Origin of the sequence: Pedobacter antarcticus (genome assembly GCF_900112985.1) — a bacterium.
Lineage (GTDB): Bacteria > Bacteroidota > Bacteroidia > Sphingobacteriales > Sphingobacteriaceae > Pedobacter > Pedobacter antarcticus.
Map to the genome: position 1 here is coordinate 399,397 of NZ_FONS01000002.1, position 17,884 is coordinate 417,280.

At 41.3% G+C, this 17,884-nt stretch carries 19 protein-coding genes; 4 read left to right on the top strand and 15 right to left on the bottom strand.

Annotated elements, in window-relative coordinates:
• The first annotated feature begins 3 nt into the window (after window positions 1-3).
• Window positions 4-357 carry a hypothetical protein gene (locus BM192_RS06760; RefSeq protein WP_037442265.1) on the top strand — a complete coding sequence of 118 codons (354 nt, stop codon included), beginning with the start codon at window positions 4-6 and terminating at the stop codon, window positions 355-357.
• Window positions 358-460: 103 nt separating this feature from the next.
• On the opposite strand, the gene BM192_RS06765 is transcribed toward BM192_RS06760, so the two are convergent.
• The 6 genes from BM192_RS06765 to BM192_RS06790 form a co-directional block, all read right to left on the bottom strand.
• Window positions 461-1,144, bottom strand: coding sequence for a YiaD family glycine zipper/OmpA-like lipoprotein (locus BM192_RS06765; RefSeq protein ID WP_170844844.1), 684 nt, complete (start codon window positions 1,142-1,144; stop codon window positions 461-463).
• 176 nt (window positions 1,145-1,320) lie between these two features.
• Complete coding sequence (locus BM192_RS06770; RefSeq protein ID WP_037442269.1) at window positions 1,321-2,013, bottom strand: ABC transporter ATP-binding protein; 693 nt, start codon at window positions 2,011-2,013, stop codon at window positions 1,321-1,323.
• Complete coding sequence (locus tag BM192_RS06775) at window positions 2,013-3,491, bottom strand: DUF5687 family protein (RefSeq protein WP_037442271.1); 1,479 nt, start codon at window positions 3,489-3,491, stop codon at window positions 2,013-2,015. The genes BM192_RS06770 and BM192_RS06775 overlap by 1 nt, the downstream gene beginning before the upstream one ends.
• A 10-nt stretch (window positions 3,492-3,501) precedes the next feature.
• On the bottom strand, window positions 3,502-4,782 hold the full coding sequence (locus BM192_RS06780; protein ID WP_037442273.1) for a replication-associated recombination protein A: 1,281 nt from the start codon (window positions 4,780-4,782) through the stop codon (window positions 3,502-3,504).
• An 84-nt stretch (window positions 4,783-4,866) separates the two neighbouring features.
• Window positions 4,867-6,180 carry a DEAD/DEAH box helicase gene (locus BM192_RS06785; RefSeq protein ID WP_051760022.1) on the bottom strand — a complete coding sequence of 438 codons (1,314 nt, stop codon included), beginning with the start codon at window positions 6,178-6,180 and terminating at the stop codon, window positions 4,867-4,869.
• Between the two features lie 88 nt (window positions 6,181-6,268).
• On the bottom strand, window positions 6,269-7,006 hold the full coding sequence (locus BM192_RS06790; protein WP_037442275.1) for a DUF4197 domain-containing protein: 738 nt from the start codon (window positions 7,004-7,006) through the stop codon (window positions 6,269-6,271).
• Window positions 7,007-7,160: 154 nt separating this feature from the next.
• On the opposite strand from BM192_RS06790, the gene BM192_RS06795 reads away from it, so the two are divergent.
• Entirely contained in the window at window positions 7,161-7,739 is a 579-nt protein-coding gene (locus BM192_RS06795; RefSeq protein ID WP_051760024.1) for an RNA polymerase sigma factor, read from the top strand.
• Window positions 7,732-8,637, top strand: coding sequence for a hypothetical protein (locus BM192_RS06800; RefSeq protein ID WP_037442277.1), 906 nt, complete (start codon window positions 7,732-7,734; stop codon window positions 8,635-8,637). Before BM192_RS06795 ends, BM192_RS06800 begins: the two co-directional genes overlap by 8 nt.
• Window positions 8,638-8,674: 37 nt before the next feature.
• Here BM192_RS06800 and BM192_RS06805 read toward each other — a convergent pair whose 3' ends face one another.
• The 9 genes from BM192_RS06805 to BM192_RS06845 all read right to left on the bottom strand — a co-directional run bounded on the left by BM192_RS06805 (window position 8,675) and on the right by BM192_RS06845 (window position 17,316).
• Window positions 8,675-9,295, bottom strand: coding sequence for a hypothetical protein (locus BM192_RS06805; protein ID WP_037442279.1), 621 nt, complete (start codon window positions 9,293-9,295; stop codon window positions 8,675-8,677).
• A complete protein-coding gene (locus BM192_RS06810) occupies window positions 9,292-9,807 on the bottom strand; it encodes an RNA polymerase sigma factor (protein ID WP_037442281.1) in 516 nt (171 codons plus the stop codon). The genes BM192_RS06805 and BM192_RS06810 overlap by 4 nt, the downstream gene beginning before the upstream one ends.
• 696 nt (window positions 9,808-10,503) lie before the next feature.
• Window positions 10,504-11,514, bottom strand: coding sequence for an inorganic phosphate transporter (locus BM192_RS06815; protein ID WP_037442283.1), 1,011 nt, complete (start codon window positions 11,512-11,514; stop codon window positions 10,504-10,506).
• A gap of 12 nt (window positions 11,515-11,526) precedes the next feature.
• Window positions 11,527-12,168, bottom strand: coding sequence for a DUF47 domain-containing protein (locus BM192_RS06820; RefSeq protein ID WP_037442285.1), 642 nt, complete (start codon window positions 12,166-12,168; stop codon window positions 11,527-11,529).
• Between the two features lie 86 nt (window positions 12,169-12,254).
• On the bottom strand, window positions 12,255-13,280 hold the full coding sequence (locus BM192_RS06825) for a sensor histidine kinase (RefSeq protein ID WP_037442287.1): 1,026 nt from the start codon (window positions 13,278-13,280) through the stop codon (window positions 12,255-12,257).
• A 54-nt stretch (window positions 13,281-13,334) separates the two neighbouring features.
• Window positions 13,335-14,096 carry a TIGR03915 family putative DNA repair protein gene (locus tag BM192_RS06830; protein WP_037442289.1) on the bottom strand — a complete coding sequence of 254 codons (762 nt, stop codon included), beginning with the start codon at window positions 14,094-14,096 and terminating at the stop codon, window positions 13,335-13,337.
• Between the two features lie 15 nt (window positions 14,097-14,111).
• Complete coding sequence (locus BM192_RS06835; protein ID WP_037442291.1) at window positions 14,112-15,368, bottom strand: putative DNA modification/repair radical SAM protein; 1,257 nt, start codon at window positions 15,366-15,368, stop codon at window positions 14,112-14,114.
• 52 nt (window positions 15,369-15,420) lie between these two features.
• Window positions 15,421-16,080: an HD domain-containing protein gene (locus tag BM192_RS06840; RefSeq protein WP_234797521.1), complete on the bottom strand. Its 660-nt coding sequence runs from the start codon at window positions 16,078-16,080 to the stop codon at window positions 15,421-15,423.
• Between the two features lie 30 nt (window positions 16,081-16,110).
• Entirely contained in the window at window positions 16,111-17,316 is a 1,206-nt protein-coding gene (locus BM192_RS06845) for a THUMP domain-containing class I SAM-dependent RNA methyltransferase (RefSeq protein WP_074588702.1), read from the bottom strand.
• Window positions 17,317-17,388: 72 nt separating this feature from the next.
• Here BM192_RS06845 and BM192_RS06850 point away from each other — a divergent pair, with 72 nt between their 5' ends.
• The gene (locus BM192_RS06850; RefSeq protein ID WP_037442292.1) at window positions 17,389-17,757 is read left to right on the top strand and encodes a DUF3127 domain-containing protein; all 369 of its coding nucleotides are present in this window, start codon (window positions 17,389-17,391) and stop codon (window positions 17,755-17,757) included.
• The last annotated feature ends 127 nt before the right edge of the window (window positions 17,758-17,884 follow it).

Sequence of the window (17,884 nt, forward strand, 5' to 3'; positions counted from 1 at the left end):
AGCATGAAACCCGCAGAAATAAATGAAAAATGGAAAATTCTACAGCAAAGAATTGCGAAAGAATTTGATTCAGATCTGCCGGATCTGAAGGTGATGTTATTCCTTATAGGAGTCCAGGAGCTCGGTAAAGGACCAGGTAAGTATAGCAAAAGACAAAAAGAAGAGTTGATGCATATTGCGACCTGCAGGCTGATGAGTGAGATGGGCTTTTATGAAATAGAGGGATTGGATCAGGATGGATGGCCACACTGGAAGTTGGTTAAAGATATTCCTTCATTTGCGATGATGGAGCAGGAATTACTCCTGAAGTCATTGGCTATACATTATTTTGAAGATATCTATACCACGGAATCGTAGCAGGCACACTCCGTATATATTCCTTTTCAGGAAATTAAGGCAATAAAAAAACCGGGAAAGTCCCGGTTTTTTCGTTTTTCATAGGTATAATAAATATTTGAAATTAGCCGCCAGCTTGTGATGCTGCTTCTTTTTTCAATTGCTCATTAGCAGTAATAACAACCTCTACACGACGGTTGGCAGCTCTTCCAGCGTCAGTAGAATTATCTGCGATAGGCTCAGAAAATCCTTTACCTACTGTAGTTAAACGGGAAGCCGGAACTCCCTGAGAAACAGCATATGCTTTAACGGCAGCAGCTCTTCTTTCAGAAAGACCCATATTGTAAGTTTCAGTACCTTTATTATCAGTATGGCCGATAATTTTGATTTCTGTGTTAGGGTATTCATTTAATGAACCCGCAAGAGATTTTACGTTGTCCTTTGCCTGTGCTTTTAAGTTCGCACTATCAAAGTCAAAAAGGATACCACTATCAAATTTAACGATAATACCTTCACCTTCACGTACCACTTCTGCATTCGGAATTGCATTCTGAATTTCGGCAGCCTGCTTATCCATACGCTTTCCGATAAATCCACCCGCTGTACCACCTACTGCACCACCGATAATGGCACCAACAGCTGTATTTCCAGCTTTCTTACCAATAATAGCTCCTAATACACCACCGGCAGCAGCGCCTATACCTGCACCTTTTTGTGTTTTGGTTAAGCTATCGCAGCTCTGAAATGCCATTGAACCAATAGCCAATGCCACGCTGAATGTTGCTATTTTAAATTTTGAAGTGATCATAATAATTTCTCTATGTTAATGCCGAGTGAGAATCAAAGGTAATGCCAAGAATTCAATCAGTAAAATCTTTGTTAGGAAACGGTAAGAATTAATGTTGTTGTAAACACTTGTGTGGTAAAGAGACATAAAAGAAAACCGGGTGACCAATAATCTGTACAATCAGGATATGTATAAGCTTACAGTGCAAAATAATTTTCCAATTCCCTTAATGTATGCTCATCTTTTTGCAGATCACGAATAATCCTGCCTTTTTCGAAAAGTATAATCCTGTCACAGACATCAGTAACGTGATTCAGATCGTGGCTGGAGATTAATAGCGTCAGGCCCGTGGCATTTAAAGATTTCAAATGTGCTTTTAACCTAATTTGCGTACTTGGATCGAGGTTAGCGAAAGGTTCATCCAGAATTAGTAGTTCCGGTTTTTGCATTAAGGCCGAACAGATACCTATTTTATTCTGGTTCCCCTTTGAAAAATCACGTATAAACTTCCCGGTATCCAGGATTTCGCCATTGAAAATTTCGGTATATTGCTGTAAGCTATCGGTAAGCTGTTTTTTGCTCATTCCCTGCAGGCTTGCTATGAAATCGAAATACTCTTCCGGGCTTAGATAACCGATTAAAAAACCTTCATCCAGATAGGAAGCTGTATAATTTTTCCATTCCTGGTCTTCAGCCACAGATTTCTCCTTTAATAATACCTGCCCTTGATCAGCCCGGATAAGGTCTAGGATCATACGGAATAACGTTGTTTTTCCCGCGCCGTTATTCCCGATTACACCGATTGTTTCTCCAGCATTGATCTGTAGGTCTTCTATCTGAATAACCGTTTTTCCGGTGTATGTTTTGCGAAGTTGCTGTATCTGAATCATTATGAATTTTGTCTAAAGCCCTCTGTAATCTTATATTTCCTATATTTAAATGCTCGTGTGAGAATGTTGATTACATGCCCCTGCAGCAGCAAAGCAACAAAGCCTAACCCTGCCAATATATATAGCGCAACATATGGCGTGGAAATCCAACTGAATAAATAATAAAGCCCGACAGGCATCATAATCAGTGGCAGCGCAAGTATTATTGTAGATGCACTCACGCCCTGCCAGTTCATACTTGCTCCTTTACCCAGTTCAATTTTCTTACTGTTAAAAGTAGCGAAATATAGAACCACGACATTCCCGATTCCTATATAATAAAGACAGGCTGTAAAGTGTAATAGCAGTATCTTCGGGTTCAGGAAACCATAAGGGCTGAGAATGAGTGTGAAGAGTACCGTCCAGGTGGTCATTAAAAGTAATTTTCCCCTGAAAAAATCTTTAAGGGTCATTTTACTTGTCATCAGACCATCGAACTCTTCCCCCTGCCAGCCAAACATAAACTGACCGTAAATCGTCGAGATATTCCCGACCATAAAAATTGCGGCGAAAAAAAGCAGTCCGAACTGGTTAGCGTCCAGCTCCTTTTGTTTATAGAATACAAATCCGTAAAAAATAAAGATCAAACTCTTGCTGACTGTAGCTCTAGGGCGTTTATTACGCAAGATTAATTTGATTTCCAGTGAAGCGAGTTTACCGGGTAAACCAAATGAAGCCGGAAAATTCAGACTGAAAAGGTTTACGCTTTTACGCTTGCCGGTTATTTCTTCAGTATATAAATGATGGCGCAGGTAATTGCCATTGATCCTAAAGATTAGCAGTACCGGAAGCGTAAACAGAAAGGCGATCCATGGAGAGCTTAAAATCGAGCTGAAAATAAAGTCTGAGATACCCGATAAATGATAGATCCCGAGGTATTCCAATAGCGCAGCAACGCCCGCGAGAAAGAAGCCGGAGATCATTAGCCACAAATGACCAGTTGCTATCCGTTTAAGATATAGTACGGTATAATTATTCCACAGAACCAGGCAAAGCAGGGCAAAAAGATACATGGCTGCTGTGAATGTATCTGAGATAAGTAAGATTTCCGATAAAATAAAAGGCGTGAAGATAAAAAATGGAATCAGGTTAAATACGCTGAATAGTGGGCGTAGCTGTAGAAAATCCAGTATTTTCTCCTTGGGAATTCTTAAATGCAGATAGGGAACTATTGCTAGCGCAGGCAACTCCTGGAGTTGAAAACGCATTAGAAAATCCAGTGCAAAATAATAAAGCAACAGACCGTTAAAGACTGCAAATACAGACTTATCCGGAAAAAATTCAATGATCAGCTTATCTAGGTTGAACCCTACCAGCAGCGCGGTTGCCATAATATAGAGAATCAGAAATCCCATGACGAGCTGTATACCCAGGTCGCGGCCTTTGCCTTTTGAACGCCAGAAACTCAGCCACTGATGTCTGATAAAGATGAACAGCATATCGTTCCGGTTAATAGTTATATTTATCTTTCCAGTTCTGTTTTAGTTTTTCTCTGAGTTTATCTTCGGCTGGATTATTTCCGGGGTCATAAAGTTTTGTTCCACTGATCTGTTCAGGCAGGTATTCCTGCGGACTGAAGTTCCCCTCATAACCATGTGCATATTTATAGTCTTTACCATAACCGATATTCTTCATTAATTTGGTAGGTGCATTACGGATATGAAGTGGTACCGGCAGATTCCCGGTTTGTTTAACCAGTTGCTGTGCCTTATTTATCGCTTCATATGCTGCATTACTTTTAACAGAAGATGCCATATAAGTTACGGCCTGTGAAAGGATAATTCTGGACTCTGGAAATCCAATCACATTAACGGCCTGAAAACAATTATTAGCAAGCAGGAGTGCATTGGGGTTAGCATTACCAATATCCTCTGAAGCGAGAATCAACAATCTGCGGGCAATAAATAAAGGATCTTCCCCTCCTTCTATCATCCTTGCAAGCCAATAAACTGCACCATTAGGATCACTCCCGCGGATACTTTTAATAAAGGCAGAAATAATGTCATAATGCTGCTCACCAGCCTTGTCATATAAGGCTAGGTTTTGTTGTGCATGCTTCAGTACATTTTCATTATCAAGAGTAATTTTGTCACCCCCGATTCCGTTGACGGCTATTTCCAGTACATTCAACAACTTGCGGGCGTCGCCACCTGATAAACGGATTAAAGCTTCGTGTTCTTTGATTTTGATCTTTTTTTGCTTCAATACTTCATCCTCCAGGATTGCGGTATCGAGTAAACCACGAAGCTCTTCCTCATCCAGAGCCTGCAAAATATAGACCTGGCAACGGGACAGTAAGGCAGAAATGACTTCGAAAGAAGGGTTCTCCGTAGTGGCGCCAATTAAAGTTACGAGTCCTTTTTCAACTGCGCCCAGCAGACTGTCTTGCTGCGATTTACTAAAGCGGTGAATCTCATCAATAAATAGGACAGGGACACCCATCAGACTATCTTTTAATCTGGCCGCCCGTTCTATGACATCCCTGATATCCTTTACTCCGGAATTAATAGCACTCAGGTTAAAAAAAGGTCTGTCCAGCGTTTGGGAAATAATATAAGCAAGTGTTGTTTTTCCGACACCCGGCGGGCCCCAAAAGATCATGGAGGGTAATTGTCCACTTTGGATAGCTTTTCTTAAAACAGCATCCGGACCAACCAAATGCTTTTGACCTACATATTCGTCCAGATTTTGCGGACGCATACGTTCTGCCAATGGAGGGAGGTTTTGCATAAATATAAAGTTAAAAAAAAACAGGAGCAATTAGATGCTCCTGTCTGTGTTTGATCGTTTTCTGCTGCGGAAAAGGTCTTGCTTTTATGCCTGACTTGCACTGCTTTCACCAGAGACAGTACCTTTTGTATTATTATCAGAGGCCGGTCCGGACTGGTTAGCCGCGGTACCTGCGGTCTTTGGTTTTTTATTCCAGACCTTGCGCTGAGGTTTTCTTTTGTCTCTTCCAGAGCGGTCTGACGTAGATTTGTTTTCACTTTCTGCAGGAACTTCGCCCAATTCTTCGGGTAATGGCATCCGCTCAATGGTTTTACCGATCAGCTTCTCAATGTTTGCGAACTTTCGTTTGTCCTTTTCATTAACCAGTGTAATGGCCGTTCCTGTCGTGGCAGCACGTGCTGTACGACCAATTCTGTGAATATAGTCCTCTGGATCATGTGGCACATCAAAGTTGATCACCAATGTAATACCTTCCACATCTATTCCTCTTGAGAGTACGTCAGTACCAATTAGTACCGGAACTCTTTTGTTCTTAAATTCAGATAAAATCGCTTCTCTTTCTTTCTGGTCGAGGTCAGAATGAAAAGCTTCAGCTTTGAAACCCAATCCACGGAATACCTTACCCAGATTCTTAACTTTTTCCTTAGTGGAAGCAAAAATCAGGATGCTCGGATAGTCTACATTTTTCATCAGACGGGTGAGTAACTTTACCTTTTGTAAATCATGTACAAGGTAAGCTTGCTGGCTGATCCCGGCTGCGGGTTTGGATATAGCAATACTCACCTGTTCAGGTTCATGGAGCAAACTGCCGGCAAGTTTTCTGATCTTAGGGGGCATAGTTGCCGAGAATAATACTGTTTGTCTTTTCTCGGGCAAGAAACTCACAATTCTCATGATGTCGTCGTAAAAACCCATATCAAGCATGCGGTCTGCCTCATCCAGGATCAGATGCTGGAGCTGGTCTAGTTTTAAAACGCCTGAAGAAAGATGGGATATTAGTCTGCCCGGCGTCGCGATAATAATGTCGACACCGTCACGCATACTGCGTTTTTGCTGTTCATAGGCGATTCCATCTCCACCGCCATAAACTGTAATTGAGCTGATGTTGGTAAAGTAAGAGAGGGCTTCTACCTGTAAATCAATCTGCTGGGCAAGTTCCCTTGTCGGCGCAAGAATTAAAGTATTATTATGACGGTTTTCCGTTTGGCTGATCATATTCATAACCGGCAACAGATAAGCCCCGGTTTTTCCGGTGCCCGTTTGTGCACAGGCAATGAGGTCTTTCTTTGCCAGTATTAAAGGAATAGCTTCCTGTTGTATCGGGGTTGCATTTCTGAAACCCATGGCTAATAACCCTTCGAGTAATTCCGGGTTAAAATTAAAATCTTTAAAATCCAATATATTGTCTTTATGCGTAATGATTCTGTAAAGTAATCTTTTTTTTTTACTTCTGTTAATCAGTATAGTTAATCTGTCACCCCTATGCCTATTTCTGCTTATCGGCGTAGCCAAATACTTTCTGTAAAACAGGTGAGGTACGAGCTCCAAGATTATTGCGGACGTCAAGTTCTTCCCTGGCTACCTGGATAAACATCCCTTCAATTGCTTTCTCTGCTACATAGGCAGACAAATCTGTATCTACCTTTTTAACCAGTGGAAGCTGGTTATATTTACCTGCAGCGTCAGACCAGTATTTAGTTGCACCCATTTTATTCAAACTAGCGGTAACTACGGGACTAAATTTTTCCATCAGCTGTGAAGTTGTCACTCTTTTAAAATAGTTGGTTGCGGCATCGTCACTTCCCAGCAATATCTGGCTTGCATCTTTTATTGTCATTTGTTTGATGGCAGAAACGAAAATTGGTTTAGCCTCTTTGGCTGCATCTTCTGCCGCATGATTTAAACTGGTAATGACATTATCTGCAAGTTTGCCCATTCCTAGCTGACGCAACGACTTTTCTACCTTTTGTGCCTCCGGTGGAAACAAAATTTTCACAGCCGGATTACTTAAGAATCCATCTTTTGCTGAAAGTTGATCAGCACCTTTGGAGATGCCAATAGTTAGGGCTTCCTTTAAAGCTGAACTGATGTCAGTAGTAGTTGGATTGTTTGAAGATTTAGTCGATTTTAAGAGATTGCCGAGATTAATTTGTCCCCTGGCAGTAATGCTGACAAAGCTTAGTATCAGAAAGAAAGAGCAGATGCTCCATTTATATATATTCATAGTGTTGTGTTACAGACAAAAATAAGCAAAATTCCAGCCATTAATCTGATAATTAGCTGTCACAGCTATTTTATATGACCCGTTTGTGTATAAGAAACATGGCTTTCCCGGAAAAAATATTTATACTTGAAGAGAATTTTCCCCGAGAAACAACTTGAAATTTATTAAAAATACAGACGGAAAGAGAGATACGGCAGATGCAGAATTGATTGCCCGGTATAAATCGAGTGGCGATCTTGAGATCCTGGGTACACTATACAGTCGCTATATGCATTTGGTTTATGGTGTGTGTCTGAATTATTTCAAGGATGAAGAGGCAAGCAAGGATGCTGTTATGCAGATCTTCGAAGAGCTAATTCCCAAACTGAGGATACATGAAGTGCAGAATTTCAAAAGCTGGCTGCATGTTTTAACCAGGAATCACTGTCTGATGGCTATGCGTAAATCTTCTCGTTATCAGACTGTCTCTATTGAAGATCAGTTTGTGGAAAATGACACATTTGTGCATCTGGATATAAGTGATGTACAGGAACAGCAGTTTACTGTGATGGAAAAGTGTATGGAAACGTTATCGGAGGAGCAGCGCCAAAGTGTTGACCTTTTCTATTTGCAGGAAAAGTGCTATAAGGAAGTAGCGGAAATTACAGGATACGAAATGTTAAAGGTGAAGAGCTATATTCAGAATGGGAAAAGGAATTTGAAAATTTGTATAGAAAAAAACAGCGGTGAATAACGATTGGTTAGATATAGCAATACTGGAAGATTACCTGGATGGTAAGCTTGATGCCAAAAGTATGCATCAGGTGGAAAAACATGCGCTTGAGGACCCTTTTGTGGCACAGGCGTTAGCTGGTCTCGCCGAGCATCCTTCTCGTATGTCACAACAGGTTTCACTGTTGCAGAAACAACTTTATGAACGAACTGCGGTACAGCGTCAGCAAAAAAAATCCAGTGTTTTTACTTGGCAGCGTTTAAGTATAGGGGCAGCTGCTGCTGTCATGTTTATTACAGTGAGTGTAATCTTTCTAATGCGCGAAAGAGCCGGAAAAGAACAGCTTGCAGCAAATCCTAAGAAAGTTGAGGTCGATCTTGGTCCGGTAACCGGACCTGCCGGGCAAAGTCTGGTAAACCCGGGTGGAGATTCTGCGGAATTACCGCAGGCTGAGCTGAGCGTAGCCGCTGTTCAACCAAAACATAAACCGGTAACATCTGCCGGAAACACCGTTGACGCTGCTACAGCAATGTCAGCGCCAGTTGCTGCTGATGTACAAACTTTCGGCGCAAGTGATATTTCAGACTCAGTAGCCGTAAATACGGCCGCTGTAACTAGTAAGATGGCCTCTGCCCGCATTGCCACTGCAGTGCCTGCTGCTTCTGCGCCAGTAGATGGTTGGGCCGAACTTGACACTTACCTTAACGACCATAAATCGGTAAATACACCGGAAGGAATTGCGAAGATCGTTGAGCTTAGCTTTCAAATTAATGCTGCTGGTAAGCCCTTTAATTTTAAAGTACTGACAAGCGCAGGTAAGGCTCTGGATAGTGAAGCTATCAAGTTGCTTGCTGAGGGGCCGCTTTGGGAAAAACCAGCCACTCCCGAGACCAGAGTAAACTACACTGTTGCCTTTTAGCAGAAAGCAATCTGTCATTAATCTGATCCTGCTCAGTTTATTTCAGCTGTTCGTTTTCTTTTAAATCATTTAACAGTGACTCAAGCTCAGATTTCACCTCGTCTATTTCAATAAGCTGCTTTTTATGTTTGTAATTCCTGCTCCATAATGTAATTCCTAAAAGATAGGAAGTTGTGATAGCCATTGCAGTGAAAGTGAACAGGAAACTGGCACCTTTAGTTATCTCAATAATGTAGATGGAAAAGGCAAACCATAATATCGTGTTATAAATCCATATATAGACTGTGAGTGTTTTACGTTGCCATTGGATTTTCTGCAACTGGTGCCGGATAAAATCAATACTCGATTCACCTCTGTTCTCTTTTTTGAATGCGTAGCTTCGCCAGCTTACGAATAAGAAAACTATCATTGAGCAGTAAATTGCCGCAATGCTTAATTCGAATGGCCATTCATATTTACTCCGAAAAGTAAAGTACACCCAGCCGATTACCATTAGTGCCATTAGAAATCCAACGCTCATGCACATATTTGACCACAATACTTTACGTTGGTTCCGCTGCCATTTATCAGGCAGCGCGGAATTAAGTGCTTCTTGCTTAACAGATGTGCTGACAGGCTGGGAAAGCCAGTTCTTTTGTAAATCTTCGAAATTTGTCATGGCTTAATAGTCTCCATTAGATTAAGTAAACGACCTTTTATACGGTTAATTTTTACCCCTGTATTGCTCAAACTGCTACCGGTAATTTCTCCGATCTCTTTATAGCTTTTATTTTCCAGTACCAGTGAGATGATCAGCCGGTCCTGTGGAACTAGTTGACTAATACAGAAACGGAGTTTAATTAGCTGGGCTTCCTGTTCCTTTTTTTGCACCAGTGTATCCTGATAGGGGATTTGAAAAGATTCTGGTAAAGGCAAATGCTGATGGCGTTTGTTTTTGATATTATAACTAATCGCAGTGTTTACTGCGATACGATATATCCAGGTACTGGCTTTTGCCTGTCCTTTGAAGTTCTTAAGTCCCTTCCAGGCCTGGTAGAGTATCTCCTGATACAAATCATCAGCATGAGAAATATCATACAGGTAAGCTCTGCAAATACGATATATGCTCGCATGATTTTCCCTGACCAGTTCGGAAAACAAATCTTGTTGTTGATTTAAAGTATTTTGCACAGCCAGATCCTATTTATTTATTCTTTGCTGTATTAGTCCGGGCAATATCGAATTTATTACAGTTGCTGCTGGATTATTTTCAATCATGGTAAACACGGTTTTGATGGGTTAACCCCAATTTGAATAAAACGATACCCGACCAATACAGGAGCCATACGACCATAAAAAAGAGGTCGTGTCATTGATAATCTTAAGAGCTGCCTGTCCTAACCAGAAAGACATAACTTATATATTTTTGATTCATGCCAGCTGCCGTTCAGCATAAACATACACTTGTATCATTGCTTAAAGCAAACAGCCAAAAGTTGAGATCTTACGTATTTCGAACGTAAGCATCTTTGGTTCCTTTATAACAGAGAAATTAGTTAGCTAGTTTTACGCTAAAAGGCTATTGAGTCGGTATTGATAGGGTGTTCAGTCGGTCATTGGGTATATCAACACCGACTGAACACCCTGTCAATACCGTATCAACACCATTTTAACCTTTAACAATATCCGAGTTGTCCTATATTGGAATTAGTTTACAGTAAAAAAGTAAATTACTGATTAGTGTTTACATTAATAAGTGGTCTAATACAACCAACCGTTTTTAGATCGATTGCCAAATGATACCCGACCAATACAGGAGCCATACGGTCATAAAAAAAGGGTATCCATAACTATGGACACCCCTAATCAGGAAAACCTGTTTATTTTTTAAAAGAATAAGTGAATCACAGAAAAGATTAAAGCGGCAAGAGTTGCAGATACAGGGATGGTTAATACCCATGCCCAAAGTAAACTTACCGTTACACCCCAACGTACTGCAGAAACACGTTTAAGCAATCCTACACCTACAATGGAGCCAGTAATCGTATGGGTTGTAGATACAGGGATACCGAAATGCTCAGTGATACCCAGGGTTACAGCACCAGCAGTTTCAGCTGCTACACCTTCGAAGGCATTTACTTTAGTAATTTTGGAACCCATTGTTTTAACGATTTTCCAGCCACCACTCATTGTTCCGAGTGAGATTGCGGCATAACAAGTAATAGGAATCCATTCAGGCATTGCATCACCTGTTTTCAGTACGTTTCCGGCAACCATGGCGACATAGATGATACCCATTACTTTTTGAGCATCATTACCGCCATGCGTGAAACTTAAAGCTGCCGATGAAACCAGCTGTAATTTCTTAAACCAGTATTCAGCGACAGATGGTCTTGCGTTCTTAGACAAATGCAACAGAATAATTGATATAATCACGGAGATTACCATACCAATAACTGGAGCAAGTACGATAAAGGCAACCACTTTCAGGATAGGGGCAAGATTAATAGCAGTCATAACACCTGCGCCCATTGACGCTGCTTTAGCCATACCAGCGCCGGCAAATCCACCAATTAGTGTATGAGATGAACTGGACGGTATACCATACCACCAGGTTAGCAGGTTCCAGAGAATTGCTGCGACCAGGCCCGAAAGAATCACCTCCAGGGTAATGAAGTTCTCCACTACGGTTTTGGCTATTGTATTTGCAACTTTATGGTCTGTAAAATAGAAATATGCAGCAAAGTTGAAAATAGCCGCCCAAAGTACGGCTTGAAACGGGCTCAGGACTTTTGTAGACACAACTGTGGCAATAGAGTTAGCCGCATCGTGAAAACCGTTGATATAATCAAAGGCAATAGCCAGGAAAATAACAACAATTAATAAGGTTGATACCATTTTTTAAATTTTTTAAGCGTTCTTAACCAAAATAGATTCCAGCACGTTAGCTGCATCCTCACATTTATCAGTAGCCATTTCCAGCGTTTGCAGGACTTCTTTTTGTTTAATCAGCTCAATTGCGTTGGTTTCGAATTCAAATAATCTTGCGATAGCCAGATTACACACATTGTCTGCCTGGTTTTCACCACTATTAATTCTAACGCAGGCGTCAGCAATTACACGGATGTTTTTAAAGCTTCTCAATTCTTTGATCGCTTTTTCCAGGTCGGTACACATTTCTACAAGCAATTCTGCCAGTTTAACCATGGCGTCACCAATGTTAGTGATCTGGTATAAATGGATATTACTTGCCGAAGCGTGGATATAATCTGCAATGTCATCTACTGCACTGGCAAGGGCATGGATATCTTCCCTGTCAAAAGGAGTAATAAAATTCTTGCTGAGTTCCAGGAAGATTGAATGGGTGATATCATCACCCACGTGCTCTAAACGCTCGATTTCATCGATATGTTTTTTTCTCTCATCCAGATCTTTAGCGCTAACTGCAAGTAACAGTGCTTCAGAAATCTTTAATACATTACTTCCTGCCTGCTCAAACAGCGGTTGGAATTTCTTGTCTTTCGGGGTAAAGAACTTAAAAAGATTATTCATGCTAACTAATAAATATGCTACAAAAGTAGGATCGCAATGTTAAGTTAGTGTTAAGTGTTAACATAAAAACCATATTTTTTTAAAAACTACCCTCCTTTTTCTAAGGTGAATGCGAAGGTGGTACCAATTTGTAAAGTACTTCTTACAGAGATAATTTGCTCATGAGCCTCCAGAATATGTTTCACAATTGCCAGACCGAGTCCTGTGCCACCTACTTCTCTGGACCGGTGAGAGTCAATTCTATAAAATCTTTCGAACAATCGCGGCAGGTGTTTTTCATCGATTCCGATACCATCATCAGTAACTTCAATCAGAAACTGATCATGGAGTTCAAATATTTTAAGAGAGGTAGATCCATTTTCCTTGCTGTATTTCATTGAATTAGAAATCAAGTTAATAAGTACTTGACGGATCTTTTCCCGGTCAGCCCTGACAAAGGCAGGGTGCATATATTTATCCTTGAAGAATAGTTTGATACCACGTTTTTTTGCTTTGTCTTCCATTGATTCCATCACTTCCTTCGTCAACAAAACGATATCAAATTTTTCGTAATTAATTGGAATTTCGCCAGTCTCAAGTTTCGAAATAGAATCCAGATCATTGATCAGGTAACTCAGGCGTTCTACATTATTCTCTGCTTTCTGCAGGAACCTCACTGCAGTTTCCGGATCATCGATCAGGCAATCCTTTAGCGTCTCGATATAACCCTGTATTGCAAAAAGCGGAGTTTTAAATTCGTGAGAGACGTTAGATAGAAATTCCCGTCTGAACTGTTCTTGCTTTTTAAGCAGTTCAATCTCATTTTTTTTGGCTCCTGCCCATTCTTTCACTTCATGCTCCACATCATTAATCGGATCGGAACTCACATATTCTCCCAAGGCATCCTTCAGATCTTTACCGAGCTTGAGATTGTGTATGAGCTTGTAGATCAGCTTGATTTTAGAATAGATGAATTTTTCGAGCAGGTAATAAAATAAGATGAAACTGGTCGCAAAGGAGATCCCGAAGGAGACCAGCATAAAATACCAGCTCTGTTGAAAATGGAAATTTACAAGCCCGATCGACAGGCCTACCGCCAGTGCGGTGATTAAAACCAGGATACTTAATTTCATAGGACCAAATTAGCATTAAATTTGATCAAAGCTAAAGGAACCTGCATTACTAAATTATTGTTTTTCTGTGAGGTATTTCCAATAGCGTTTAGGCACGTGGCGGATATGCAGGGCGGTATTTTTTCGCGCCGGAATATTAGTGCTTTTAAAATAATCCTGCCACAGCAGTGAATACAAACTTTCTTGTGCCGACTGTTGTGTGGCAGGTAGTATCGAAGATCTCAGGCCCATTTTCAGGTCGAGCTGTATTTCCTGAACATCCTGTTTATTATAGAAGATCCCATACTTTCTTTTAAGGTCGTAAATTATCCACTGCTGGTCGGCATAGCGGTTTTGAAAATGCCGCTGCAATAATGGGATAACATTGAAATCCGGGTCGATTCCACAATAATAAATTCCGTCGGCTGTTTCCTGAAACCGTATAAACGCCTCCATGCGATGTTTTTCTCTTTCCACTTTCTTTGCAGTTTGGCTTAACAAAAGCACATTAGGATCTCCATAGTTGTATTGAATCGCGGCAGGTGTTGTAAAGAGATTACAGCAGAACTGGAAAAGGGCAATCCAGGTTTCTTCATTTTCGGCCAGACAGCAGCAGTGGAGCCTTCGGATCCAATCTTTGCTAAGTTTCTGTACCAAACCCTTCCAAACGCGGCTTGCTTTCTGACTGTCATTATGAATAAACATGACATCATAGAAGGCATCCGGCTGGTGTTTATCTTTGGTTTGCAGGCTGATTTTTCCAGGTTTTCGCTCAAACCATTCGAAGACCGCAGTGAGCAGACCTTCAGTAGTTCCGTCAAATAAGTATATCTGCATATTATTCCGGGGGAGCTAAAAAAGTTTAATCTGATTGAGGTCGTGTTTCAGGTACTTGCTCTGACTTTCTGCAAGGATAAAGGCTTTAATCTGAAAGCCCTGGTAGTCTCTCAATTGTATAGGGCTGTCTGCACACTGGATAAAGTGCCTTGCGCGATTGTAGGCCACGCCAATCTTTTTTAGCTGATCGATACGGAGCCGGCCAAATTGCCTGGCCTGAACGATCTTTTTAGCCGATCCCACGCCAATTCCCGGAACTCTCAGAATCATTTTATACGCAGCGGTATTAATGTCGACGGGGAAGTACTGCATGTTGCGGAGTGCCCAGCTTAATTTAGGGTCTATATCAATATCCAGATGAGGATTACTGTCATTAAGAATTTCATTGACATGGAACCCGTAAAAGCGCATTAACCAGTCTGTTTGGTATAATCTGTTTTCACGAATGAGTGGCGGCTGTGTGCCAATTACCGGGAGACGCTGGTCATGAGAAATAGGGATATAACCGGAATAATAAACACGTTTGAGCGAGAAATCCTGGTAGAACCGATGGGCAGTCTGCATAATTTCTTTATCTGTCTCCGGTGTTGCTCCGATAACCATTTGTGTACTTTGACCTGCAGGAACAAATTTAGGGACATTGCGGATAAGCTTGCGTTCCTCCTTAAATTGTACAATCTGTTTCTGTACGTAGTCAAGGGGGGTAATAACTTCCTGATGTGTTTTTTCCGGCGCTAGCAATCTCAGGCCGGCCTCGGTTGGCATTTCCAGATTAATACTCATACGGTCTGCATAAAGGCCGGCTTCTTTGATGAGTTCCTCACTGGCACCTGGAATCGTTTTGAGGTGGATGTATCCGTTAAACCGTTCTTCAAGCCGTAATTTTTTGACCACACGTAATAAACGTTCCATCGTGAAGTCTGCATTTTTGAAGATACCGGAGCTGAGAAAAAGGCCTTCTATATAATTTCTCCGGTAGAAATTCATCGTTAGAGAAACTACTTCCTCGACAGTAAAAGCTGCTCGCTGGATGTCATTGCTTTTTCTGGAAACACAGTAAGCACAATCAAAAATACAGTGATTGGTTAAAAGGATTTTGAGCAAAGAAACGCAACGTCCGTCCTCAGTATAAGTGTGGCAGATTCCTGAGGAATGGCTGTCGCCTAGACCTTTATTAGTGTTTTTTCTGGTTCCGCCGCTTGAGGAGCAGGAGACATCATATTTGGCTGCATCAGCCAGAATGTTTAATTTTTCCCGAATACGATCTGACATAAGACTAATTTGCTAACAAATATAGTATTATGTTACTAAATAAATTAGTTATTTATTTTTTACCTTCCCATTCAGCGTAAAACTGGTCAAGAAACTGCAGCATAAACTCGTGTCTTCCTTCAGCCATTTTTCTTCCTGTATCGGTTTGCATCAGGTTTTTCAGGCGCAAGAGCTTTTCGTAAAAATGATTGATGGTAGGGGCAACAGAGTTCTTATAAGTTTCTTTATTGAGATCTTGTTCGGGGGGGATAGCAGGATCGTAAAGTAGCCGGTTTTTATAACCGCCATAAGTGAAAGCACGGGCTATACCGATGGCTCCGATTGCATCCAGCCTGTCGGCATCCTGTACAACCGCCATTTCGTGGGAATAGTAAGTAGTTCCACCCAGACTTGCTTTATAGCTCATGTTTCTGATGATCTGTTTCACATCTTCCACAACACGCTCTTCGACCTGGATTTTTTGCATAAATTCTACAGCCAGCTGCGGGCCTATCTCTTCATTGCCGCCATGAAATTTACTGTCTGCTATATCGTGCAGCAGGGCAGCAAGCGATACTCTCAAGGATTCGGCATTTTCGACAGCATTGATATGAAGTGCATTGTGATAAACCCGTTGGATATGAAACCAGTCATGCCCGGCTTCTGCACCTTCGAGTGTCTTCTTTACGAAAGTGATTGTTTTTTCGATGATTGAACTGATACTGGTCTCCATAACACTAAAGATAAAACAAAAAAAACCGGATTATTGTTCCGGTTTTGGTGTTTTTGGCTGGGGCCTTTCATGCTCAGGTCTTTTTGTACCGTCGTACAGCTCGTACTCCAGCAGACGGCAATCCAGTTTCCCATTATAAAATTCGACTTTTCTGGAAGCTTTCAATCCTATTTTTTTGGCAAGATCAGGATTACCGGTAAAAATATAGCCGTTATATCCTTTGCACTCCTGTTTAAGGAAATCTCCTATCCTTTTATAAGTCAGTTCAAGTTGTGAATGTACACCCAAACGTTCACCGTATTCCGGGTTAAAGACTACAACACCTTTACCCCCCTGCGGTACCTGTGTATCGGCGAAGTCACATACCTCGAAAGTGATCAGTGTATCTACTCCTGCGGTTTTTGCATTCTTCCTGCTGATATCAACTGCATCTTCGGAAAGATCGGTAGCCACAATCTGCAGGTCTGTATTTTTTATAACCTGGTCTTTCAGAATCCGGCGTTCTGCAAAGAACACTTCTTCATCATATCCCAGAATGTGCATAAATCCATAATTCATACGGAACAAACCTGGTCTTCTGTTGGTCGCAATTAATGCAGCCTCAATAGCCAGAGTTCCCGAACCACACATCGGATTAATAAATGGTGTTTTGCCGTCCCAGCCTGTACCCATCACTACACTGGCTGCAAGTGCCTCCAGCATCGGTGCTTTTCCAGGGATTTTACGGTAACCATGTTTAGCCAGTGTTTCACCTGAAGTGTCCAGGAAAATATCGGCTTTATCATCTTTCCAGTAAAGGTGAACTACAGTTTTATTTGCATCCGATCCTGAATTGGGGCGCATACCCTTTTTTTCTTTGATTCGGTCTACAATTGCGTCTTTTACTTTCAGGTTGGTGAAAAGCGGTGTAGTTATGGTTGGGTTATCCACATTTGAGGTAACCGAGAAATAGCCCGAAAAATCAATCAGGTCTTCCCATGGCATATCGACTAATTCGCGGTAAAGTTCTTCCGGATTATTTACTTCAAAACTTTTCAGGGAATACAGGATCTGACTTGCGCAACGCAGGTTTAAATTCAGTTTAATGCACTCCGAAAGTGTGAGGTGAAGCTCTAGTCCGGTAGGGAACTCCCTGACAATTTCGTACCCGAGTTCAGTCACCTCAGTTGCGAGGTAGGCGGAAAGCCTTTTGTTACAGGTTATAATAACCTTACTTTTGTTGTGGAAAACTTGCATAATTTATTGTGCGAAGTTATCAATAATAATATAGAGATTTGAATTAGAAAGTAGAATAAAAGAGTATTTGTTATGGAATTAAAAGGAAAAGTGCACGAAATCGGTGCATTACAGCAGGTGAGTGAGACATTTAAAAAGCGTGACCTCATTATTGAGTACGCAGAAAACCCTACTTATCCTGAATATATCAGGTTCGAAGCTTTACAAGATAAAACTGCATTATTTGACAGCCTTAAAACCGGTGACGACGTGGAGGTTTCCTTCAATCTTCGTGGCCGTCCATGGACTGACAAAACAGGCAAAACCTCTTATTTTAACAGTTTAGTAGTATGGCGTATCAATGCATTGACTAACAGTGCAGCAGCGGCTTCTACTCCACAATATGCACCACCGGCAGACCTGAATAGCGCTCCAGGCGAGGAAGATGATCTGCCATTCTAAGACCTTTTTTAGGAAAACAAATTGTACCATGAGTGCCGGGAATTTATTCCCGGCATTTTTTTTGCCGTTACCCCGCCGGTCCTGCGGTGTTAAAATTTGTTAAAATAGCTGCTTTATCTGCCTGTCT

Excerpts from the sequence above, each read along its gene's own strand:
- BM192_RS06760 (WP_037442265.1), top strand. The coding sequence starts at position 4 with ATGAAACCCGCAGAAATAAATGAAAAATGGAAAATTCTACAGCAAAGA.
- BM192_RS06765 (WP_170844844.1), bottom strand. The coding sequence starts at position 1,144 with ATGATCACTTCAAAATTTAAAATAGCAACATTCAGCGTGGCATTGGCT.
- BM192_RS06770 (WP_037442269.1), bottom strand. The coding sequence starts at position 2,013 with ATGATTCAGATACAGCAACTTCGCAAAACATACACCGGAAAAACGGTT.
- BM192_RS06775 (WP_037442271.1), bottom strand. The coding sequence starts at position 3,491 with ATGCTGTTCATCTTTATCAGACATCAGTGGCTGAGTTTCTGGCGTTCA.
- BM192_RS06780 (WP_037442273.1), bottom strand. The coding sequence starts at position 4,782 with ATGCAAAACCTCCCTCCATTGGCAGAACGTATGCGTCCGCAAAATCTG.
- BM192_RS06790 (WP_037442275.1), bottom strand. The coding sequence starts at position 7,006 with ATGAATATATATAAATGGAGCATCTGCTCTTTCTTTCTGATACTAAGC.
- BM192_RS06805 (WP_037442279.1), bottom strand. The coding sequence starts at position 9,295 with ATGACAAATTTCGAAGATTTACAAAAGAACTGGCTTTCCCAGCCTGTC.
- BM192_RS06815 (WP_037442283.1), bottom strand. The coding sequence starts at position 11,514 with ATGGTATCAACCTTATTAATTGTTGTTATTTTCCTGGCTATTGCCTTT.
- BM192_RS06820 (WP_037442285.1), bottom strand. The coding sequence starts at position 12,168 with ATGAATAATCTTTTTAAGTTCTTTACCCCGAAAGACAAGAAATTCCAA.
- BM192_RS06825 (WP_037442287.1), bottom strand. The coding sequence starts at position 13,280 with ATGAAATTAAGTATCCTGGTTTTAATCACCGCACTGGCGGTAGGCCTG.
- BM192_RS06830 (WP_037442289.1), bottom strand. The coding sequence starts at position 14,096 with ATGCAGATATACTTATTTGACGGAACTACTGAAGGTCTGCTCACTGCG.
- BM192_RS06835 (WP_037442291.1), bottom strand. The coding sequence starts at position 15,368 with ATGTCAGATCGTATTCGGGAAAAATTAAACATTCTGGCTGATGCAGCC.
- BM192_RS06840 (WP_234797521.1), bottom strand. The coding sequence starts at position 16,080 with ATGGAGACCAGTATCAGTTCAATCATCGAAAAAACAATCACTTTCGTA.
- BM192_RS06845 (WP_074588702.1), bottom strand. The coding sequence starts at position 17,316 with ATGCAAGTTTTCCACAACAAAAGTAAGGTTATTATAACCTGTAACAAA.
- BM192_RS06850 (WP_037442292.1), top strand. The coding sequence starts at position 17,389 with ATGGAATTAAAAGGAAAAGTGCACGAAATCGGTGCATTACAGCAGGTG.